This window comes from Polaromonas sp. CG_23.6 (assembly GCF_029892315.1).
GTDB lineage: Bacteria > Pseudomonadota > Gammaproteobacteria > Burkholderiales > Burkholderiaceae_C > Polaromonas.
The window spans coordinates 721,164-738,892 of the sequence record NZ_JARXUY010000001.1 but is presented as its reverse complement, the minus strand read 5'-3'; the positions used below and the strand labels follow the sequence as shown (position 1 = coordinate 738,892).

16 protein-coding genes and 1 pseudogene are annotated in these 17,729 nt (G+C 58.7%); 8 read left to right on the top strand and 9 right to left on the bottom strand.

The genetic code is table 11. The features are described from left to right. The first annotated feature begins 208 nt into the window (after positions 1-208). The 3 genes from H4V98_RS03520 to H4V98_RS03510 are packed head-to-tail and all read left to right on the top strand — an operon-like array spanning position 209 to position 5,340. Positions 209-784: a 3'-5' exonuclease gene (locus tag H4V98_RS03520; RefSeq protein ID WP_231374905.1), complete on the top strand. Its 576-nt coding sequence runs from the start codon at positions 209-211 to the stop codon at positions 782-784. A gap of 15 nt (positions 785-799) precedes the next feature. Then, entirely contained in the window at positions 800-2,539 is a 1,740-nt protein-coding gene (locus H4V98_RS03515; protein ID WP_196864918.1) for a hypothetical protein, read from the top strand. Further along, entirely contained in the window at positions 2,536-5,340 is a 2,805-nt protein-coding gene (locus H4V98_RS03510; RefSeq protein ID WP_280757284.1) for a hypothetical protein, read from the top strand. Before H4V98_RS03515 ends, H4V98_RS03510 begins: the two co-directional genes overlap by 4 nt. On the opposite strand, the gene H4V98_RS03505 is transcribed toward H4V98_RS03510, so the two are convergent. Continuing rightward, positions 5,322-6,659 carry an IS4 family transposase gene (locus H4V98_RS03505; RefSeq protein WP_280757283.1) on the bottom strand — a complete coding sequence of 446 codons (1,338 nt, stop codon included), beginning with the start codon at positions 6,657-6,659 and terminating at the stop codon, positions 5,322-5,324. The genes H4V98_RS03510 and H4V98_RS03505 overlap by 19 nt on opposite strands. 147 nt (positions 6,660-6,806) lie before the next feature. Between H4V98_RS03505 and H4V98_RS03500 the strand changes: the two genes are divergently transcribed. Further along, complete coding sequence (locus tag H4V98_RS03500; protein WP_280757282.1) at positions 6,807-7,040, top strand: hypothetical protein; 234 nt, start codon at positions 6,807-6,809, stop codon at positions 7,038-7,040. 113 nt (positions 7,041-7,153) lie between these two features. Beyond that, positions 7,154-8,566: a DUF2130 domain-containing protein gene (locus H4V98_RS03495; protein WP_280757281.1), complete on the top strand. Its 1,413-nt coding sequence runs from the start codon at positions 7,154-7,156 to the stop codon at positions 8,564-8,566. A 130-nt stretch (positions 8,567-8,696) separates the two neighbouring features. On the opposite strand, the gene H4V98_RS03490 is transcribed toward H4V98_RS03495, so the two are convergent. After that, positions 8,697-9,017 carry an addiction module antidote protein gene (locus H4V98_RS03490; RefSeq protein ID WP_196864487.1) on the bottom strand — a complete coding sequence of 107 codons (321 nt, stop codon included), beginning with the start codon at positions 9,015-9,017 and terminating at the stop codon, positions 8,697-8,699. A gap of 4 nt (positions 9,018-9,021) precedes the next feature. Beyond that, on the bottom strand, positions 9,022-9,318 hold the full coding sequence (locus H4V98_RS03485; protein WP_196864488.1) for a type II toxin-antitoxin system RelE/ParE family toxin: 297 nt from the start codon (positions 9,316-9,318) through the stop codon (positions 9,022-9,024). 91 nt (positions 9,319-9,409) lie between these two features. Here H4V98_RS03485 and H4V98_RS03480 point away from each other — a divergent pair, with 91 nt between their 5' ends. Then, a complete protein-coding gene (locus H4V98_RS03480) occupies positions 9,410-10,075 on the top strand; it encodes an AbiEi antitoxin N-terminal domain-containing protein (RefSeq protein ID WP_196864489.1) in 666 nt (221 codons plus the stop codon). Next, positions 10,045-10,227: pseudogene (locus H4V98_RS03475) on the top strand (Lrp/AsnC family transcriptional regulator); the annotation flags it as partial. The gene H4V98_RS03480 and the pseudogene H4V98_RS03475, both read left to right, overlap by 31 nt. A 143-nt stretch (positions 10,228-10,370) precedes the next feature. Here H4V98_RS03475 and H4V98_RS03470 read toward each other — a convergent pair. From H4V98_RS03470 to H4V98_RS03460, 3 genes are all read right to left on the bottom strand, one after another. Then, positions 10,371-12,344 (bottom strand): alkaline phosphatase PhoX, encoded by a 1,974-nt coding sequence (locus H4V98_RS03470; RefSeq protein ID WP_280757280.1) that lies wholly within the window; start codon positions 12,342-12,344, stop codon positions 10,371-10,373. Between the two features lie 129 nt (positions 12,345-12,473). Next, complete coding sequence (locus H4V98_RS03465; protein WP_280757279.1) at positions 12,474-12,827, bottom strand: hypothetical protein; 354 nt, start codon at positions 12,825-12,827, stop codon at positions 12,474-12,476. Between the two features lie 17 nt (positions 12,828-12,844). Continuing rightward, on the bottom strand, positions 12,845-14,092 hold the full coding sequence (locus H4V98_RS03460; protein ID WP_196864492.1) for an MltA domain-containing protein: 1,248 nt from the start codon (positions 14,090-14,092) through the stop codon (positions 12,845-12,847). Between H4V98_RS03460 and H4V98_RS03455 the strand changes: the two genes are divergently transcribed. Then, on the top strand, positions 14,040-14,186 hold the full coding sequence (locus H4V98_RS03455) for a hypothetical protein (RefSeq protein ID WP_196864493.1): 147 nt from the start codon (positions 14,040-14,042) through the stop codon (positions 14,184-14,186). The two genes, H4V98_RS03460 and H4V98_RS03455, sit on opposite strands and share 53 nt — an antisense overlap. 10 nt (positions 14,187-14,196) lie before the next feature. Here the strand turns inward: H4V98_RS03455 and H4V98_RS03450 are convergent, their stop codons facing one another. Genes H4V98_RS03450 through H4V98_RS03440 form a run of 3 tightly spaced genes read right to left on the bottom strand, consistent with a single transcriptional unit; the run spans position 14,197 to position 17,729 of the window. Further along, positions 14,197-14,823, bottom strand: coding sequence for a response regulator (locus H4V98_RS03450; RefSeq protein ID WP_196864494.1), 627 nt, complete (start codon positions 14,821-14,823; stop codon positions 14,197-14,199). Position 14,824: 1 nt separating this feature from the next. Next, positions 14,825-16,918: an ATP-binding protein gene (locus H4V98_RS03445; protein ID WP_196864495.1), complete on the bottom strand. Its 2,094-nt coding sequence runs from the start codon at positions 16,916-16,918 to the stop codon at positions 14,825-14,827. A gap of 4 nt (positions 16,919-16,922) precedes the next feature. Further along, positions 16,923-17,729 (bottom strand): carbon-nitrogen hydrolase family protein, encoded by an 807-nt coding sequence (locus H4V98_RS03440; RefSeq protein ID WP_196864496.1) that lies wholly within the window; start codon positions 17,727-17,729, stop codon positions 16,923-16,925.

The following is a 17,729-nucleotide window of genomic DNA, read 5'->3' as shown; positions in this document are numbered from 1 at the left end:
TGTCACGCACACGGCAACCATGTTTTGCCACGTTACTCAGCCCTGCCTTGTAAAGCGGATGGTGATGCGGCTTCTGAGATAGGCAACGTGAACATTCCTTTCAATAAATCCGCACACAACTCGACGACAGAAGCCACTTTGGCCGCATGATCGCCTGCTACCCAGTGTTAAGAAAAACTGAACAACAAGACAGGGCGGTGGCGGCGACATGGCGACTCTTATTCCCACGACAGGAACCACTTCATTCGATACCACGGGCAAGCGCTGGCTGGCTGAGCGGTTGGGGCAAAGGCTCAGTGACTATTCGCTGTGGCACACCGTGCGGGTTGGCCTAAAGCAACCCGTCAGCTGCGGACGCGACGGGCAAGCCCCCATCCTCAACAAACTGCCCACCCAGCGCGACGAAGCATTTGCCATCGCCGACCACTTGGCCAGCGCCCAGAAAAAGGGATTCGTCTGGGGCGACATGGTGATGCCGTACCTCGACTGGGCCACCATGGACCTGTGCGCCAGCGCCCTGGCCCAACGCAAGCTGCCGCACCGCGTGCGCAAACGCAGCGGCGACTACAACCTCGGCGCAGACGCCATCCAGGTCATGACCATGAAGGTCAGCAAAGGCCTGGAATTCCCTGTGGTGGCGCTACCCGGCGTGGGGCACATGCCTGCGCCGGGCGAGGACGAGAAGGAAGCGGCGCGGGTGTTTTATATGGCGGCGACGAGGGCTACGCAGAGGTTGGTGATGGGGGGTGTGGGGGATTGGTGGGTTTGGGCGTACGTTAAATGAAAGATTGTCAGAAAAATGAAAATTGAACCGATAAGCAATCTGCTGTTTGAAAATAATCTTAAGTATCCAACTCTCGCGATACTTCAACCAACAATGACGCCTTATACAGCGCTACTGGTACAACCAGAAGCCACTATTCAGGTGCGTGACGATTTCATTCGCAATGCAGATCGCATGAACGCACAAAAATTGTTCACTGCAATTGCGCAAGAAGCTAGTGCACGTTCAGTTGAATTACTGGTCACGCCCGAATACAGCTTCCCATGGATCGCAATAGAAGAGCTTCTTTCTAACGGTACTACCCCGAGCACGGGCCAGCTCTGGGTATTGGGTTGTGAAAGTTTGCCAATTGCGGAACTTCATGGTCTTCAGACTCGATTCTCAAAATGGGCGGAAGTGATCCACGAGCAAATAGTTCGACCACAAGGAGCTACCACCCGCTACCTAAACCCAATGGTTTACATTTTTCGAACTGAAACGATCGATACGAACGCCCCAAAAGTCGTCATGGTCGTCCAGTTCAAGACAGCCCCGTCTGGTGACCCGCAGAACATAGAAGCAACTCGCATGGCGTTAGGAAATGCCGTATACCTTTTCGAACACGGAAATGAAGTTCGACTAATTACGCTCATTTGCTCAGACGCCTTAGCATTCAGCAAAAAGGACATAGACGATAACTACGAGCATCTCCTTCTATTGCACATCCAATTAAACGATAAGCCCAGACATGAAACCTACATGCGCTATAGGCGACAACTCTATGAATTGGAAGGTGACAGGACTGAAGTGATTTGTTTGAACTGGGCAGAAAACATTACGTTTGACCTGCATGATGGAAGCGCACCAGTCAAAAAAGCAAACATTAGCGCATCGGCGTGGCACTCGAAATCTGCCAAGCTCGCTACTGACGATGTCCATGTGGAAAAGAACCACCTCAATGGGCTGTATTACACGCACGATGACGAACAGCACAGTCATATGCTTCATTTCAGCTATAAGCCGGCGGCATTTCTACTGCAAGCATCAAAGGTTCGTCATCACGCTGTAGCCGCGGCCTTGTCCCGACGCCTTGGCCCGGAAGTGACAAAGGTTCTTGGATGGGATGCAGCTATTGCAGCGTGGACTGAGGCGACGAAACCGCTAGACGATGGCTTCAATGCGATGACCGAGGCCTATGGTGCCCCGATTACTCGTTTAAATACTTGTCATGAAGTTAGCCCACTGGCAATCGAACGCATTTCCTGCATTGCAAGCGGCGACTTTGGACCTAGGCAAGATTGGTTCAAAGCAAGTACCTTGTCTACTACTCGTCTGGAGCCTAGAACCGAAGTCGTTCGACGTGTATCTGTTGCCATGGACCCCGACGGCAAAACATTTAGGGATGAGCGTGTCCGAACCATTCGTGCCCTCGTAAGAATTCCGAATGCATCGCTACCCTTGCCAATGCGAATGATGGATTTGCAATCAGGCTACCAATTCAATTGGAGCGCGACGTCACCCAATTGCAATGTACGGTCGATTGATGCCGATAAGCCCGCAACACTTGTATATGCAGGAGACGGGCCGCTAAATGAAGATCTTTCAAGGCTTCTCGCAAAAATTAGGGCGACGACATCCAACACCCCGCTTGCTGACCGGTTTTGTCTTCTATACCGGGATGGCCAAGATGTGAAACGATTTGATCCACCACTAGACCGATCAATCACAGGTGCCGACGCCCACCCAGGGAAAAATTTTATGGAGCCTGAAAAATGATCACTGCGGATACCCTTGGCAATCAGGTGGGAGCAAAATTTGCAAATGTAAAACATGTATCCAAGGAGGTTGTACGAGGCGAGCGGACGGACTCGACGGGGCGTCCCTATGCCATCTACTATTTTGCGTTGTCAACTGACCTGAAAGATTGGTTTGAGCATCTAGAGCAACGACAAGACGAGCTAATGGGCTCTAGTTATTTCGAAACGCCGGGCGACCTTCGCTGGAACCACTATCTCTATCTGTTGGTTGACAATGCTGAAGTAGCCAGTGATTCATTTGCTGCATACAAGCGGCAAATTGAAAGTGACAGAAGTTACGCTCGTAAGCTTGTTTTGAAGCAAGAAGAACTCGCAACCGCACTCGATGAATTGGAGTTTTCTCATGCCAAGCCGACTGACGTAATCAACCCTGATGTTTCCGAAAGATGGACGAATCGACTTCTAAAGGCAAACCTTGGAATCATCCTGGATCAATTACCACTTGCCGAGACCGTTCGTGCAATATCCAGAGGGCTACCGGGTCAGCGCCCTCTAAATGCCGACCGTGATCGCCAACAAAAGCCATTGCAGCCTCTTGCGACAAAATTCATTGACGCAATCGACTTGGTTCATTTTCGAAATTGGCCTCAAAAGCAGACGTTTGATTCGCTTGGCACTGTCAATCTGCTTGTAGGAAGCAATGGGGTGGGGAAGACTTCGATGTTGGAGGCCATTGAGTTCTTCTATTGTCAAGACAACGCTAGAACCACGGCCCCTGGTTCAGCTCACGTAAGAATCAGACTCCAAGATTCCGCGAAATGGCTTGATACCAAGGTATCGGCCAATTCAGCAGAGGCCAAACAACGAAATTTGGATTGGTACGGGCAACGGGACTTGAAGGGCAGCACTCTCAAAAACAGTTTCGCACGCTTCAATTTTCTGGCCACTGACGATGCTGCCACGCTTGGACAAAAGGACGCAAAGATTAGTTTCGAGGAAATGCTGTCTCGGCTTGTAGCGGGTCCTCAAACGGCCGAGCTCTGGGATCACATATCTCGCATCCAACAGCCGGTCGCCGCAGAGCTGGCACGCATTCAAACAGGTCTTCATGAGGCAACAAAGAGGAAAGGAAACATAGCGACTCTGATCAAGACCGCAGAAGCATCCCCACGCGCCTCTGATTCCGATTTCTCTGCACTAGCAGAGGATCTTTTGCGACTCCACTGGATAGAAGAACCAGCGAGAAATACTATTGCCTCTGTTTCTGTACCAGCATTGACGAGAGCATCTTCAATTATTCGGGAGCTTCTGACCGCGAAACTCGGATTGCAAGTCGTGTCGCCCGCAACCGTATCAATTGCACTGCAGACGGTGAGTTCAGCGTTGACGACTGCTGAAGAGAGGGTTAATGAGCTCGCTGAAGTTGATTTGAAGATACGCACTGGACGCGCTTTGGAGGCCAAATTGAAGCGAGAGATCGAAGCCTTCAAGTCGATACAACAGGCGCAACAACTGGGAGCGTTTAGCTTGACGCGCGATCTTGACCGATTGAATAGGCAGCACAGCGCGTTGAAGGCAATCGTTGGTTCAGAAGCAATTCCAATCGAGCGTCCAATTTGGTTTGATACTGCGGCAGGCACGCTTGGCGAGCAATCCTCTTCTGTCATTGAGCAGAGCAAGGAGCTTAAAAATGAAATTTTGAGACTTAACGAAGAACTCGTATCTGCGCGTGCCGCACAAGAAGCAACCACGTCATTGGTCGCGGAGCTGCGTACGCTAGCTATTCACTATTTGCAAAGCAACCCAAGTCACAAGGATTGCCCTGTTTGCGCAACCTCCTTCGATCCAGGCCAACTCCTTCAGCGACTAAAGACGGTGGCGCTTGAGGCGTCAGCGGAAAAGACAGCTCCCATACTGAACGGACTTGAGGCGGCAAAGCAAGCCTATTCACTGGCGGAATCCAAACGACTCACCCTCACTTACTTACTAGCTTACGCGAAGCGAACCGAGTTTTCGACCGAGAGCATGACTATGCACGAGGTTCATTCGAACTACTTAATGCAACGTGAAAGATTTGAGGAAACTCATCGATTACTTTCTGAAGTTGCCCAACGGATATCTGATCTGACGAGTGCTGGAGTAGCCCTAGGTGGAATTGCGGAACTTCTGCAGCTTGCCCAAGACTTAGGGATAGACGCGTTCGCATCCAATAGCGCTGACCAAGAATTGCTGAATAAGGGCGAAGAACTCCGAACCGTCATCAATTTGCTTCATGAATATGCAGCCGATGAAGCTCGCTTGATGTCGTCAATCCGCTTCACTCTTTTGTCGGATGGCGAGACAAATCTCGGGCTTGATCACATTCTGGAAGAATCGCGTGATCGCCGCAAGCTACTGCAGAAGGCGAAGGAATTGATTGAGGAATTAGGAGCATTCGTGATGTTGGAGGAATCAAGTGATGCCACATCGATTGCTGTAAAAATCGAAAGCGCAAAAATCGCAGCAGAGCGATTTGCCGCAGCGCTCGTCACTGAAAATTCCTCCAGAGCGGCCGAGACAAGTGCGAGAGCGCAACTTACACAGATTGAAGTTGAGATATCCGAATATGAGGACACCGCAAAGCGGCTCAAACTCGCGTCGGCTGAACTTACGGAACTCAAAAGTGATGATTCCCTAACCGATGCCACCAACACTGAGCTACTCGGTGTACAGGCAACGACTGACACGGTATTTCGGAGAATCCATTCCCCCCACGAATATGGTGTGCAAAGAAATTCCCACGCGCCCCTATTCCCATTTCGTTATACACAAGTCCCCTGAGCCTGAAGCTCGCGTGAGAACCTGATGCCGGCGGCAAAGTCCAGGATGCGCTGCATGCCCAGCCAGATGGTTTTCACGCCCGGCTCACCATCACCCGTGCGCGCTAGAAAGCCACCGAGTCTGGCAACCAAGCGCACCACCTCGTTGAGCGTGGGCGGCTTGCTTGGCAGCTTCTGCTTGTTCAGGATGTAGGCGGCTTTCCACTCATCGGGCTCGAACATCAACTGGGCATCCAGGTCCGGGCAACTTCGCCCCAGCCGCATCAGCCGGGCGATACGCCAGGCCACCACCATGTACAGCACCAGCGCGCGCTCAATCTTCTCGATGCTTCCCAGTTGCAGCGCCTCGATGCGGCAGCCGTTCTTCAGGACATGAAAGAACATCTCGATTTCCCAGCGGGCCCGGTACCAGTCAATCATGCGCGCGGCCTGCTCCAGGCTCTGCACCGGTAGATTGGTCAGCAGCCGCCACTCGACAGGCTTGTCGCCTGCGGCAGGCTGCATTTCCTTGGCCACGATGCAACTGGCCTGCACAAAGTGGCCTTTGCCATCGGGCAGTTCGAGCATTTGCGCCCACACCTGCTGGACCACTTCACGGGCGCGCTGGCCCTTGCGCGAGGCCATTACAAAGCGTATTTCGCCCAGAGGCTCGCTTTGCAACACAGAGATCCAGAGTTTGTCGCCGCTGGACAGGGTGCGGTTGTGTTGGGAGCGCAGCAGCCAGTCCACAGGCGTGCCCAGCGCGCGCGCACGCCGCATCAACTCCATGATGTCGGCCTCGCGGTCAGCCAGGTACACCAACCGGGTGCCGGACAACTCGGCGGCCATTTCGGCCAGCCGCTCGTAACCTTCCACCCAGCGCACACTCTCCTTGATGCCGGGGCGGCTGCCGTCCTTGTTTTTGGGTTCGCGTGCCCACATCCACGCGTCGAGCACGCCCAGCGGTTCGCGCGAAGTCGACACGGCGTAGGTCGGATGCGCGTACATGCCGCGCTGCGCTTCGTAGCTCAGCGGCCCCAGGCCGCTGGCCTCCTGCCCGTTGAAGTCCAGCTCGGTCGTGTCCTGAATGCACAGCACCACCTCGTGCCCGGCCATGCGCGTCTTGGCGCAGTCCGTGTGCGCGCCCAAAATCGCACGCCAATCGACTTCCTCGTTGCCGAAGAACCGGTACGCCGCCATGGTGTCGGCCCAGTCCCCGCAGGCTTGCGGCACGCTCGCCATGGGCTGGGCGCTCAAGCGCTCCACCAGCCGGATGGCCCGCTTGTTGCGCCGCTCATCGCCCAAGTCTATCGTCTCAAATTCAGTGCCTGCCCAGCCCATCGTTTTCCTTCAAATCTTTCTTGAGGGGAATTTTGCCGGAGTTGTGTATAACGAAATGCCCTATTCCGCCTTGACGCTCCGAACAAATCGGTAACGCTTCGCGACATAAGCACAGGACAACGCGCCGCGTTTGTGCTGTCGGTCTTCATGGCAATGAATTCAAAACTTCAGACCGCACCACCAGTACTGCTGTTCGACGATCCCATTGCCCATGTCGACGACTTCAACTCACTTTCATTTCTGGATCACCTTAGAGATGTCGCGCTCATGGGAAACCGGCAAATCTTCTACGCAACTGCGGACGCAAGGCTTGCGGGACTTTTTGAACATAAGTTCTCTTTTCTGGGCAATAAATTTCGGCGGTTTGATTTGGTTAGGTAACGCCTCATCGACACCTGGTTGCTGTTCCATGAGCGGTCGACAACCCCCCAAAAAAAATGGCCAGTATGTTCAGACAGATACAAGTCCAACCAAAAAAAAGAGGCTCCGTCGCCATGCATGAAATCATCTGTCCACACTGCAGCAAAGCCTTCAAGATCGACGAAGCAGGGTACGCCAACATCCTCAAGCAGGTGCGTGATGGCGATTTTGATAAACAGTTGCACGAGCGGCTGGAGCTGGCCGAGCGGGAAAAGCGCGACGCGATTGCCTTGGCCGAGGCCAAGATCGCCAATGCGCTGCAAAGCGCTGCGGCCCGCAAAGATGCAGAGATTCAGGCCTTGCAGGCCCAGCTCGCTGCCGGTGAGGTAGCCCGCAAGCTGGCGGTGACAGAGGCTTTGGGCGCGGTCAGCAAAGAGCGCGATGGGCTGGCGAACGCGCTGGAGCAAGCGCGCACGGCGCAGCAAGCTGCTGCTCAATTGGCCGAGGCCAAGCTGGCCCATGCGCTGCAAGGGGCTGCCGCCAAAAAGGACACCGAGATTCAGGCGCTGCAAGCCAAGCTGCAGGCCGGCGACGTGGCGCGCCAGTTGGCCGTGAATGAAGCCGTGGGTGTGGTCGCCCGGGAGTGCGATGGGTTGAAAAACGACCTCAACCTCATCGCCGTGAAAAATCAGCTGGAAGAGAAAGCCATCAAGGAGCAATACGCCTTGCAGCTGCGCGACCGTGATGGGGAGATTACGCGCCTGCGGGACATGAAGGCGCGGTTATCGACCAAGATGGTCGGTGAAACCCTGGAGCAACACTGCGAAATCGAGTTCAACCGCATCCGTGCTGCCGCCTTTCAGCGAGCGCATTTTGAGAAAGACAACGACGCCCGCACCGGCAGCAAGGGCGACTACATTTTTCGCGACTCGGACGAGTCAGGCACCGAGATCGTCTCCATCATGTTTGAGATGAAGAACGAGAGCGATGAGACGGCGACCAGGAAGAGGAACGAAGATTTTCTGAAAGAGCTGGACAAGGACCGCACTGAAAAGGCGTGCGAATACGCGGTGCTGGTGTCGCTGATTGAGCCGGAAAGCGAGTTGTACAACAGTGGCATCGTCGATGTCTCGCACCGCTATCCGAAGATGTACGTGGTGCGGCCGCAGTTCTTTGTGCCCCTGATCACGCTGCTGCTCAATGCCGCTTTGAACGCGATGAAGTACAAGTCCGAGCTGGCGCTGGTGCGCTCGCAGAACGTGGACATCACGAAGTTCGAAACCCAGCTCGACGAATTCAAGATGGCGTTTGGGCGCAATTGGCGCTTGGCCTCCGAAGGCTTTGAAGAAGCCATCAAGCGCATCGACGATGCGATCAAGGACCTGGAAAGAACCAAGGAAGCACTGCACAAGTCAGCGAACAATTTGCGACTCGCCAACGACAAGGCCGACGATCTGACAATCAAGAAGCTCACACGGGTCAACCCCACGATGGCGGCAAAGTTTGCCGAGCTGCCGGGCAGCATGACGTCGGCTGAGACAGAATAGGACCCGCTGGATTGTCGAGGGAGTCTCGATGACACAAGCCCTGCGTGCCGGGCCGAGAGATACGGCGAATTGCTTCTGATTTGACAGCTGGTTGTGCATACTACACTAGGGCTTCAGCCCGATTTGGCACTCAACCCTGCACCGACCGCGCCCCCACCTTGAACTGCAATCCCAGCGCGTGCATGACTTTGACCACTGTCGCAAAGCTGGGGTTGCCTTGTTCGCCCAGCGCCTTGTAGAGCCCTTCCCGGGTGATGCCGGTGTCGCGGGCAAGTTGCATCATGCCGCGCGCCCGTGCAATGTCGCCTACGGCTTTGGTGAACAGGGCGGCGTCTTCTGGCGCTTCGTCCATGCAGGCCTGAAGGTACTGAGCGCAGTCTTCGTCAGATTGCAGATAGTCGGCGGCTTCAAAGGGTTTGATGCCAAGTTGTGTGGCGGCAGTGGGGTTCATCAGATTACTCCTTCAAAAGTGTGACCATGTGCTGTGCTTTGGCAATGTCGCGCTCCTGGCTGGACTTGTCTCCACCGCCCAGTGCAATCACCACGGTGAGGCCGTCTTTCCAGCAATAGACGCGATAGCCTGGACCGCTATGCAGGCGAAGCTCGACAACATCGCCGCCAACCGGCTTGCAGTCGCCCCAGTGCCCCAAAGACAATCGGGCCAGCCTCGCCAAAACCTGCTTTTGCCCTACTTTGTCCCGCAATGCAGCCAGCCATGTGTCGAAATCGGCTGTGCGGAGGATTTGGAGCATCCTTAAAATGTAATCTATGGTTTACATAATTGCAAGCAGCAAGATTGTTCCATCCGATTTGACTTAACGCACAAACGGAACACTCTCGCCCATGGCTACCGACACCCAATCCCGGCGCGTACTGGGGCTTGCTGCACAGCAGGGGCTGCTAAGGGCCAGCCAGTTGCAAGCGCTGGGCGTTGCGCGGGTGGTGCTCACGCGGCTAACCGCGAGCGGTGCGTTGGAGCGTGTGGGGCGCGGGGTGTACCACCTGCCTGGCACGCAAAACGCCGAGCATGAAAGCCTGGCCACCATTGCGGTCAAGGTGCCGCAGGCGGTTTTTTGCTTGGCTACTGCCTTGCAGATTCACGGGCTCACCACGCAGCTGCCGCGCCAGGTGTGGATCGCCATGCCGCAGGGCAGCCACGCACCCAGGATGGATTACCCGCCAATCAAGATGGTGCAATTCTCGGGCGCCGCCTATGCCCAGGGCATTGAGGTGGTGCAGGCGGACCAGGTGGCGCTGCGTGTGTATGGCGTGGCCAAGACGGTGGCCGATTGCTTCAAGCACCGCAACACGGTGGGACTAGATGTTGCGCTGGAGGCTTTGCGTGAGACTTTAAGCACCCGCAGGGCCAGCGCAGACGAGCTGTGGCGGTTTGCCAAGGTGTGCCGCGTGGCCAATGTGATGCGGCCGTATCTGGAAGCCTTGGGGCACGGGGGTCTTGCTTGCCAAGCCAACCAGAGTTTGAGCGCCGCGAACTTGGTCGCGACCTGAACAGCTTCAGCCCGTTCGCCCGCGATGTGCTGATCAACCTGCCGAATGTGAAAGACCTGCACACCAGTTTTTCGCTGGGCGAAGTCAAAGCCAACGGCGCGCTGCCGCTGGGGCACTTGTTGCCGTCTGCAGTCAGAAATTCAAGCAAATAACGGCTTTTGCGCACGATGGGCGTGCGCAAACAGCTATTAAATTTATAGTGAAAACGAAAAAACCCGGCCTCCGCAGGAGACCGGGCAACCGGCTGGGCCGGAAATAGCGCTGTTATTTTTTCAGCGTTAGCCAGTTCAAATCATCACGCATTGCTCAGCTTCATCTGGGCCGGCTCGCAGGTCAGGTAACCGACGGCGGCACCAAACTTGTCCTTGTAGTTGGCCTTGACCAGCGGATCGAGCGTGGCCTTGACGACGCTGTGGATGCTGCCCCAGTCGCCGGCATGCTGGAAGTTGCTCATGATGTAGGTCCAGCCGTTCAGTTCGTCCACCGCATGCAGGCCGGTCGATTCTCCGCCCGCCGGAATCGACATGACGCGCGACAACGCCTTGGTATCGATGTGGTAGGCCCAGAGGAAATTGTTGACGTGCTGGCTGCTGTCCTCGCCGATGAACAGCGTGCGCATCTTCTCGGAAAATTTCAGGTTGTCGGGGTTGGCGATTTTGTTCGGGTTGGCGGTGTTGCCCAGCGCGTCAGACGTGATGTCTTCGCCGGCCAGGAGGGCTTTGGTGTCCACCGGCATCCACTCGGTATTGATGGCCGTACCCTTGTCGTCTTTCTGGCCACCCTTGAGGTTCAGGGCCATCACGGCGCCTGCCACCAGTGCCTTGGGCACCGAAATGCCGTTGCCGGGCACATTGGCTTTGTCGCCCGCCACCATGGATGCCTGGATGTTCTGCAGTGCCGAATAAGCAACCTTGTCCTTGATATTGACGGTGGTGCCTTCCATCTTCGTGAAGCCCAGGCTGGCGCCTACATACGCGGCATAACGGTGGGTTTCGAGAAAGGCAGCGGCTTTTTCCATGCCGGCATTGAGCTTGATCCACTCGGCCCGGCCATTGGAAACCACTTTTTTGAACGCCGCGTCCACCGGATCGGTGCTGCGCACGTCCATGATGTCGGTAGGCTTGATGCCGCCATCCACCAGGGCGCGAACCTCAGCGCTGGTGGCGCTGCCCAGCTTGATCCAGGTCAGCGCGGCGGCCGCATCGCCCGGGACGATGGAAAAACCCGTTCCCACCTTGGCGACGTACAGCGAACCGGCGGACAGATCCTTTTCCTGGTCGGCCACGAATACGAAGTAGCCGCTGTTGGTGGCGTCGTCGCCCATGAGCACCGTGCGGTTGTCGGGCATGACCTGCACCAGTTCGTGCGAAATGCGGCCCAGGTTGTAGTGCTTTTTGATGGAGGCGGTGCCGTCAGGGTTGACCGTCACTTCAGGCATGTGGCCGTAGTTGTAGGGGTTGGCCCTGGCTGCGTCGCCATACAGGTTCTTGCTGAATTCGTCCATGAAATTGCTGGCGCGCGAGGCGAAGGCGTTGGGTTCGTACTCTTCGCTGGACAAGTGGGTGCCCCAGGGCGAGATGCTGGCGCCGCAGGTGATCCACAGGCCATTGACGCCGGACGTGTCGACGTTGTGGTATTTCACCAGCGACAGCTTGCCGGTGGTGGGGCTTTGGTCGAGCGTCAGCACCGCGATGGGTGACGGCAGCTTGCCATACATGCCCGTCGTGCCATCCTGGGCGCTACTGGTGTACTCGAACTGGACCACGGCAAACACGGTATTGCCCGTGACACCGGCAACCTTGGCACCCGGCACCGTCAGCAGCGACGTGCCATCGGGAGCGTCAGAGAAAAACTGGCGCTCCTTGCCCGCTACGGTGGTGTCCATGATGGGCTTGTTGTTGATGTCCACATAGCCACCCGCCAATATTTTTCCGCCCTTGCCATCGGCCACCAGGTCGCCGGTGACAAAGAAAGGCTGGTAGGCCAGCTTGAAATCAAGCTTGCTGCTGTCGCTGTAATTGACCGTCATCGTCGAGCCGACGGTGGTCGTGGCCATGGCGGCTGCGTTGGCCAGTGTCGGCGCGGACATGGAAGAAAAACTCACGCTGCTGTAAGTGGCCACGGCCACCGGAGCGGCAATCGCATCATCGCCACCGCCGCAGCCGGCCAGCAGAAAGCTTCCGGCAAAGGTGGTCGACAAAGGCAGCATGGGCGCACCCGCAAAAAATTGCAGGGCACGGCGACGGGACAAGGTGGCAACAGGTTTCATGGGTTTTTCACTCCGGGCAAATGAGACTGCGCGCGGCGGAAATGGCCGGCGTCAGCGGGATAAATCACCCGCGTACTGTCGCCTGTCCATATTTCAACTTGATGACACCCTGCCGTGCCCGGCACGCACTCAGTCGCGCATGCAGCGCACCACCACCAGCGGCGGCTGCAAATACTGCAGCACCGCCTCGCGCCCGCCCTCGCCCGCTCCGAACTCGGCGCGCAGCCGCGCATTGCTGTAGACCGTCTGCGCGCCCTGGCCGCCGGCATCGCGCAGCAGCACATCGTCGCCGCGCGCGCCTTTGAGCACGGCGGTGTCATTGACAAACCTGACGGTGAACTTCAGGCCCTGCTCACAGCGGTACACCGGGGTTGATGCGGTGGCCGGTGGCCCGCCACCCGTCAGGCCGGCGCAACCGGCCAGTGCCGCTGCACCTACGAGCAGCAGGCATGACGCCATGCGTTTGCGCAGAAGTTTGTTCATTTTTTGTCTTTCAAGGTTTATTTGGGCCACAGCGCCCACAAGCGAAGCGGCTGGTTGACGCGCGACGCCAGCAGGCCAGCGTCAACGCCTGTGCCGGCAAAATAGTCGGCCCGCACAGCGCCGACGATGGCGCTGCCGGTGTCCTGCGCCAGTACCAGCTTTTGCAGGTTGGCGGCGCCGCCGCGCGACGCCAGCCAGACCGGCGTGCCATACGGAATGCTGCCCGGATCGACGGCAATCGAGCGGCCCGGCGTCAGCGGCACACCCTGCGCGCCCTTGGGGCCAAAGGCGGCGTCGAAATCACTCAAAGGCTGCTCCTGAAAAAAGGTGTAGCGCGGGTTGCTCCAGAGCATTTGCTGCACACGCTGGGGATTTTTAAATGCCCATACCTTGGTCGATTCCACCCAGGGCGCGAGCATCTTGCCTTCGCCCTGGTTGAACAACCACTGGGTGACACTGCGAAAAGGCTGCTCGTTCGAGCCGGCATACGCCACCCGGACGACACGCTGGGAACCGTCGGGCTCGGTAATGTTCAGCCTGCCCGAGCCCTGGATATGCAGAGACATCACCTCGACCGGGTCGTCCACCCAGGCAATCTCGCGCCCCCGCAGCGCAGCCCGCGCCTCGGGCAGGGTGTCGATTTCCTGGCGTGAAAACCACGGTTTGCGGCTGCCCAGGGTGGCCGGCGTGCGATAAACCGGCACCCCGTAGCCGGCGCCGGGCAGGCGGCTGGCCTTGAGCACCGGCTCGTAGTAGCTGGTCAGCAGGCCATCGGCGCTGCCTTGCAGGGATTCGACCCGGTAGGGCTGGAGCCGGGCGACCATCCAGTCGCGCTGTTCCTGCGCCGAGGCGATGCTCAGGCGCCTGACTTCACTGCACAAGGGGGCAAACACCGGACCGGGCCGCTCGCAACTCTTGATCCAGGCGTTCCAGGCTTCAAACAGGGTGTCTTCTTCAAAACCCGGCAATTCGGCCCAATGCACCGGAACCCAGCGGCTTTTGCTCAAGAGCCGGGGCGGCGGCAGCGGCCCGGCATCGTCCGGACGCACGGCAGTTGGAACGGACACGCTGTCTGGCATAGACGCAGGCGGCAAAGGCACGCTGGTGCAGGCGGCCAGGAACAGGGCAGCGGCGATAATCGACACCTTGCGCCATGACGGCCTCAACCCCCTTGGCCGCTTCATGCTTGCTGCCGCTTTCCAGGAATCAATCATGGCTTTGCTTTTACTCGAAGCGCTCGGTGCGCTGCTGCTGCTGGTGTTCATTGTGTGGTGGACGATGTTTTCGGGCCGTCAAAAAGGCGAGCTGAAGGACGAATCGGAGCGCGTGACGCCAGACCCGGAAAAAGAAAAGAAATAAACGGCATCTGCTACAGACTGCGCAGCAGATTGGCCAGCTCGACCGCCGACTTGACGCCCATTTTCTCAAAAACCCGGGCGCGGTGCACTTCAACGGTCCGCACGCTGATGTCAAGCTGGTCGGCCACCAGCTTGTTTGGCAGTCCTTCGATCACCAGTTGCATCACCGCACGCTCGCGCTCGGTCAGGCCGTCCAACTGGGCGCGCAGGCCGGTGGCCTGGCTGTGCTGGACCAGCGCGGCGGCCGACTGGCTGAGCGCCTGCTCGATGCGGTCCACCAGCGCATTGTCGGAAAACGGTTTTTCAAAAAAATCAAACGCGCCGCGCTTGACCGAATCGACGGCGGTCGGCACATCGGCATGGCCGGTCAGGAAAATGACCGGCAGGGTCGGCAGCAGGCCGTAGCCAATCAGCTTTTCAAACATCGCCAGTCCGCTGAGCCCGTTCATGCGCACATCAAGCAGCACACACGATGGCGAGCGTACCTGGAAGTTCTGCGACACCCGGTCGTCAAAGGCTTCGCCGCTGGCAAACGACTCGCTGGGCAGCCGCCGGGAGCGCAGCAGCCAGGCCAGCGCGTCGCGCACGCCCTTGTCGTCGTCAACGATGTAGACGGTGGCATTGTGAATCGGTTCCATGTCAGCTTTCTGCGGGCGTGTGGTGCATTGCGTCCCCTGCTGCCGACCTGGTGACGGCCACCGGCAGGGTAAAGATGAAAATGGTACCTTGCGGCCGGACGCTTTCATAGCCAAGAAAGCCGCCATGCTGCTCGATCACCGTGCGGCACAGGCTCAGGCCCAGGCCCATGCCTTCCTTCTTGGTGGTGAAAAAAGGGGTGAACAGCTGCCGGGCCACCTCGGCGGAAATGCCTTCGCCCTGATCGATCACGGCAAACTCGATCCACTGGCTGTGCGCGTTCGAGACAGCCGGCCGGATGCGCAAGGTCAGCACCTTGCCGGACAGCGCCGGTGCCGGCTGGCCGGTTTCGTCGCTGCTGTGCATGGCCTGCATGCCATTGCGTGCCAGGTTCAGCAGCACCTGCTCGACCATGGTGCGGTCGCACAGCACCGGCGGGCAGGTTTCATTGACTTCCAGGTTGATGCGCACGCCGAGCTTGCGTGCCTGCAGGATCACCAGCGGCATGATGGCGTCCAGCAGCGCACGCGGCGCGACCGCCTCGCGCACCCGCTCGCTGCGGCGCACAAAGTCATGCACGCTCTTGATCACCTTGCCGGCACGCTCGGCCTGCTCGGCAATGCGGCGCATTGCCAGCTGCAGGTCATCAGACAAGGCCGGCGCATCGGGCGCCTGGTCGCCCGCCGACGCCTGCGCCAGAAGGTTGAGCGAGCCGGTGGCGTAGCTCGAAATGGCCGCCAGCGGCTGGTTCAGCTCATGGCTGAGCAAGGACGCCATCTCTCCGACCATTGCCAGCCGGGCGCTGGCCTGCAGGCGGTCCTGGCTGGCACGCGAGACTTCCTCCGTGCGGCGCTGCTCGCTGACATCCAGAATGGCACTCATCCAGCCGGTGTGCTTGCCCAAGGCATTGATCAGCGGCGCTTCCATGATGAGCACCGGAAAGCGGGTGCCGTCCTTGCGCATGAAGACCGACTCATGGCCCTCGCGCGGCAGGTGGTTACCAGCCAGGCGTATGGCCTGGCGGTGCTGATAGACGCCTGCCAGCTCGGGCGGCCAGTAGGGCGACGGCATGCTCTGGTTGAGCAGTTCCTGGGCATCAACGCCGACCATCTGACAAAAGGCCGGGTTGACATAGGTGATGCGCCCTTGCAGATCCCGGGCGCGCAGGCCGGTTAGCAGTGAGTTCTCCATGGCCTTGCGAAAGGCCAGCGCCTCGCTCAAATCGTTCTCGACCTGCAGGCGCCGCCGCATGTCACGGCCCAGCAGGAACAGCACGGCCATCAGGGCAAGCGACATGGCGGCCACCAGCGCCGTCAGGATGTTGGGAAACAGGGCGGGCGTTCCCAGCCGGCTTTCCATGCGCAACACGAAGGTGGTGCCTGGCAGGTCAAGCAGTTGCCGTGCCACAAACATGCGGCTGGCGCGCGCCGGCACGCCGTACAACGCCAGGCGCGTACCGTCCGCCTCGGTCAGCGACAGGCCAACACCTTGCGACAGTGGTTTGCTGACCAGTTCGCTGAGCAGGCTCTGCAGCGAATAGGTGGCCACCGCATAGCCGGTCACGCGGCCTGCGTCGGTCAGGGGCATGCACATGTCGTACACCTCCATGCCCAGCCCGTCGGATTGCGGCACAAAGTAGCTGGTCGAATACACCGGGCCGCTGATCCGGCGGGCAGCGGTGCAGGCCAGGCCGACATCAGCCTGCAGGCTGGTGCGGTCGAGCTTCTCAAACACAGACTTGCGAAACGGGGTCTCGACAAAACTCAGCATGTCGAGCTTTTCGTTGCGCCACTCCAGCCGCAGGATTTCCCGGTGCTCGTGCAGCAGCTGGGCTGCGGGCACATGCCAGGCTTGGGCGCTGCGCTCGCGGGCATGCAGCGCCTGGATCGACTGAAGGTTGCGGTTCAGGCCGGAGCGGATGTCGGTTGCGGCCATTTCCGAATGGTCTTCCAGCCGGCTTTGCACCAGGCTGGATTCGTAACGCCCGGCCAGCCAGACCAGCAGGCCCAGCAGGGCCACCACCAGCGCCAGCAGCAGCAGCCAAAGGGAACCACGCCGGCTGGCCCAGCCGGCAAGTCCGGGAGACTTCAGCGCCATCGGCTCATAACACCCTGTGGTTCAGGGCGGGCAGGCGCTGGCGAACCTCTTGCAGCCGGCTGGCCTGCACTTCACTCATGACCACCCCCGGGCCCTCGGCCTGCACGGCCAGGATCTCGCCCCAGGGACCAACCACCATGCTGTGGCCCCAGGTGCGGCGGCCGTTCTCGTGCACACCGCCCTGTGCCGCTGCCACCACGTAGGCCAGGTTTTCAATTGCCCGGGCGCGCAGCAGCAACTCCCAGTGCGCCTGGCCGGTGATCCAGGTAAACGCGCTGGGCACCAGCAGCACATCGGCCTTCAGGGCGCGGTAAAGCTCAGGAAAACGCAGGTCGTAGCAGACGCTCAGGCCAACCGTGTAGATGTGGCCATCGCGCGAGGCCAGCTCGAAGCGCACCGGCTGGTTGCCGGGGTCGAGCACGCGGGTTTCGTCATGCGCTTCGCCGCCATGGTCGAAGCGAAACAGGTGGATCTTGTCGTAGCGCGCGACGCAGGTGCCCGAGGGCGCATAGACAAGCGAGCTGTTGCGCGCGCGACCGGCATCGCCAGTGGCCGTGGGCAGCGTGCCGCCGACAATCCACATGTCCAGCTCGCGCGCCGAGCGGCTCAGGAAGTCCTGGATCAGGCCACTGCCAGCGTGCTCCCGGACCTTCAGCTTGTCGGTGTCCTGCAGGCCCATGATGCAGAAATATTCGGGCAGAACGGCCAGTTCGGCGCCCTGCCCGGCCGCCTGGGCCAGCAGCCGGTGCGCTGCGTCCAGGTTGGCCTGTACGCCGGTGCCTGAGACCATCTGGATGGCAGCTATTTTCAT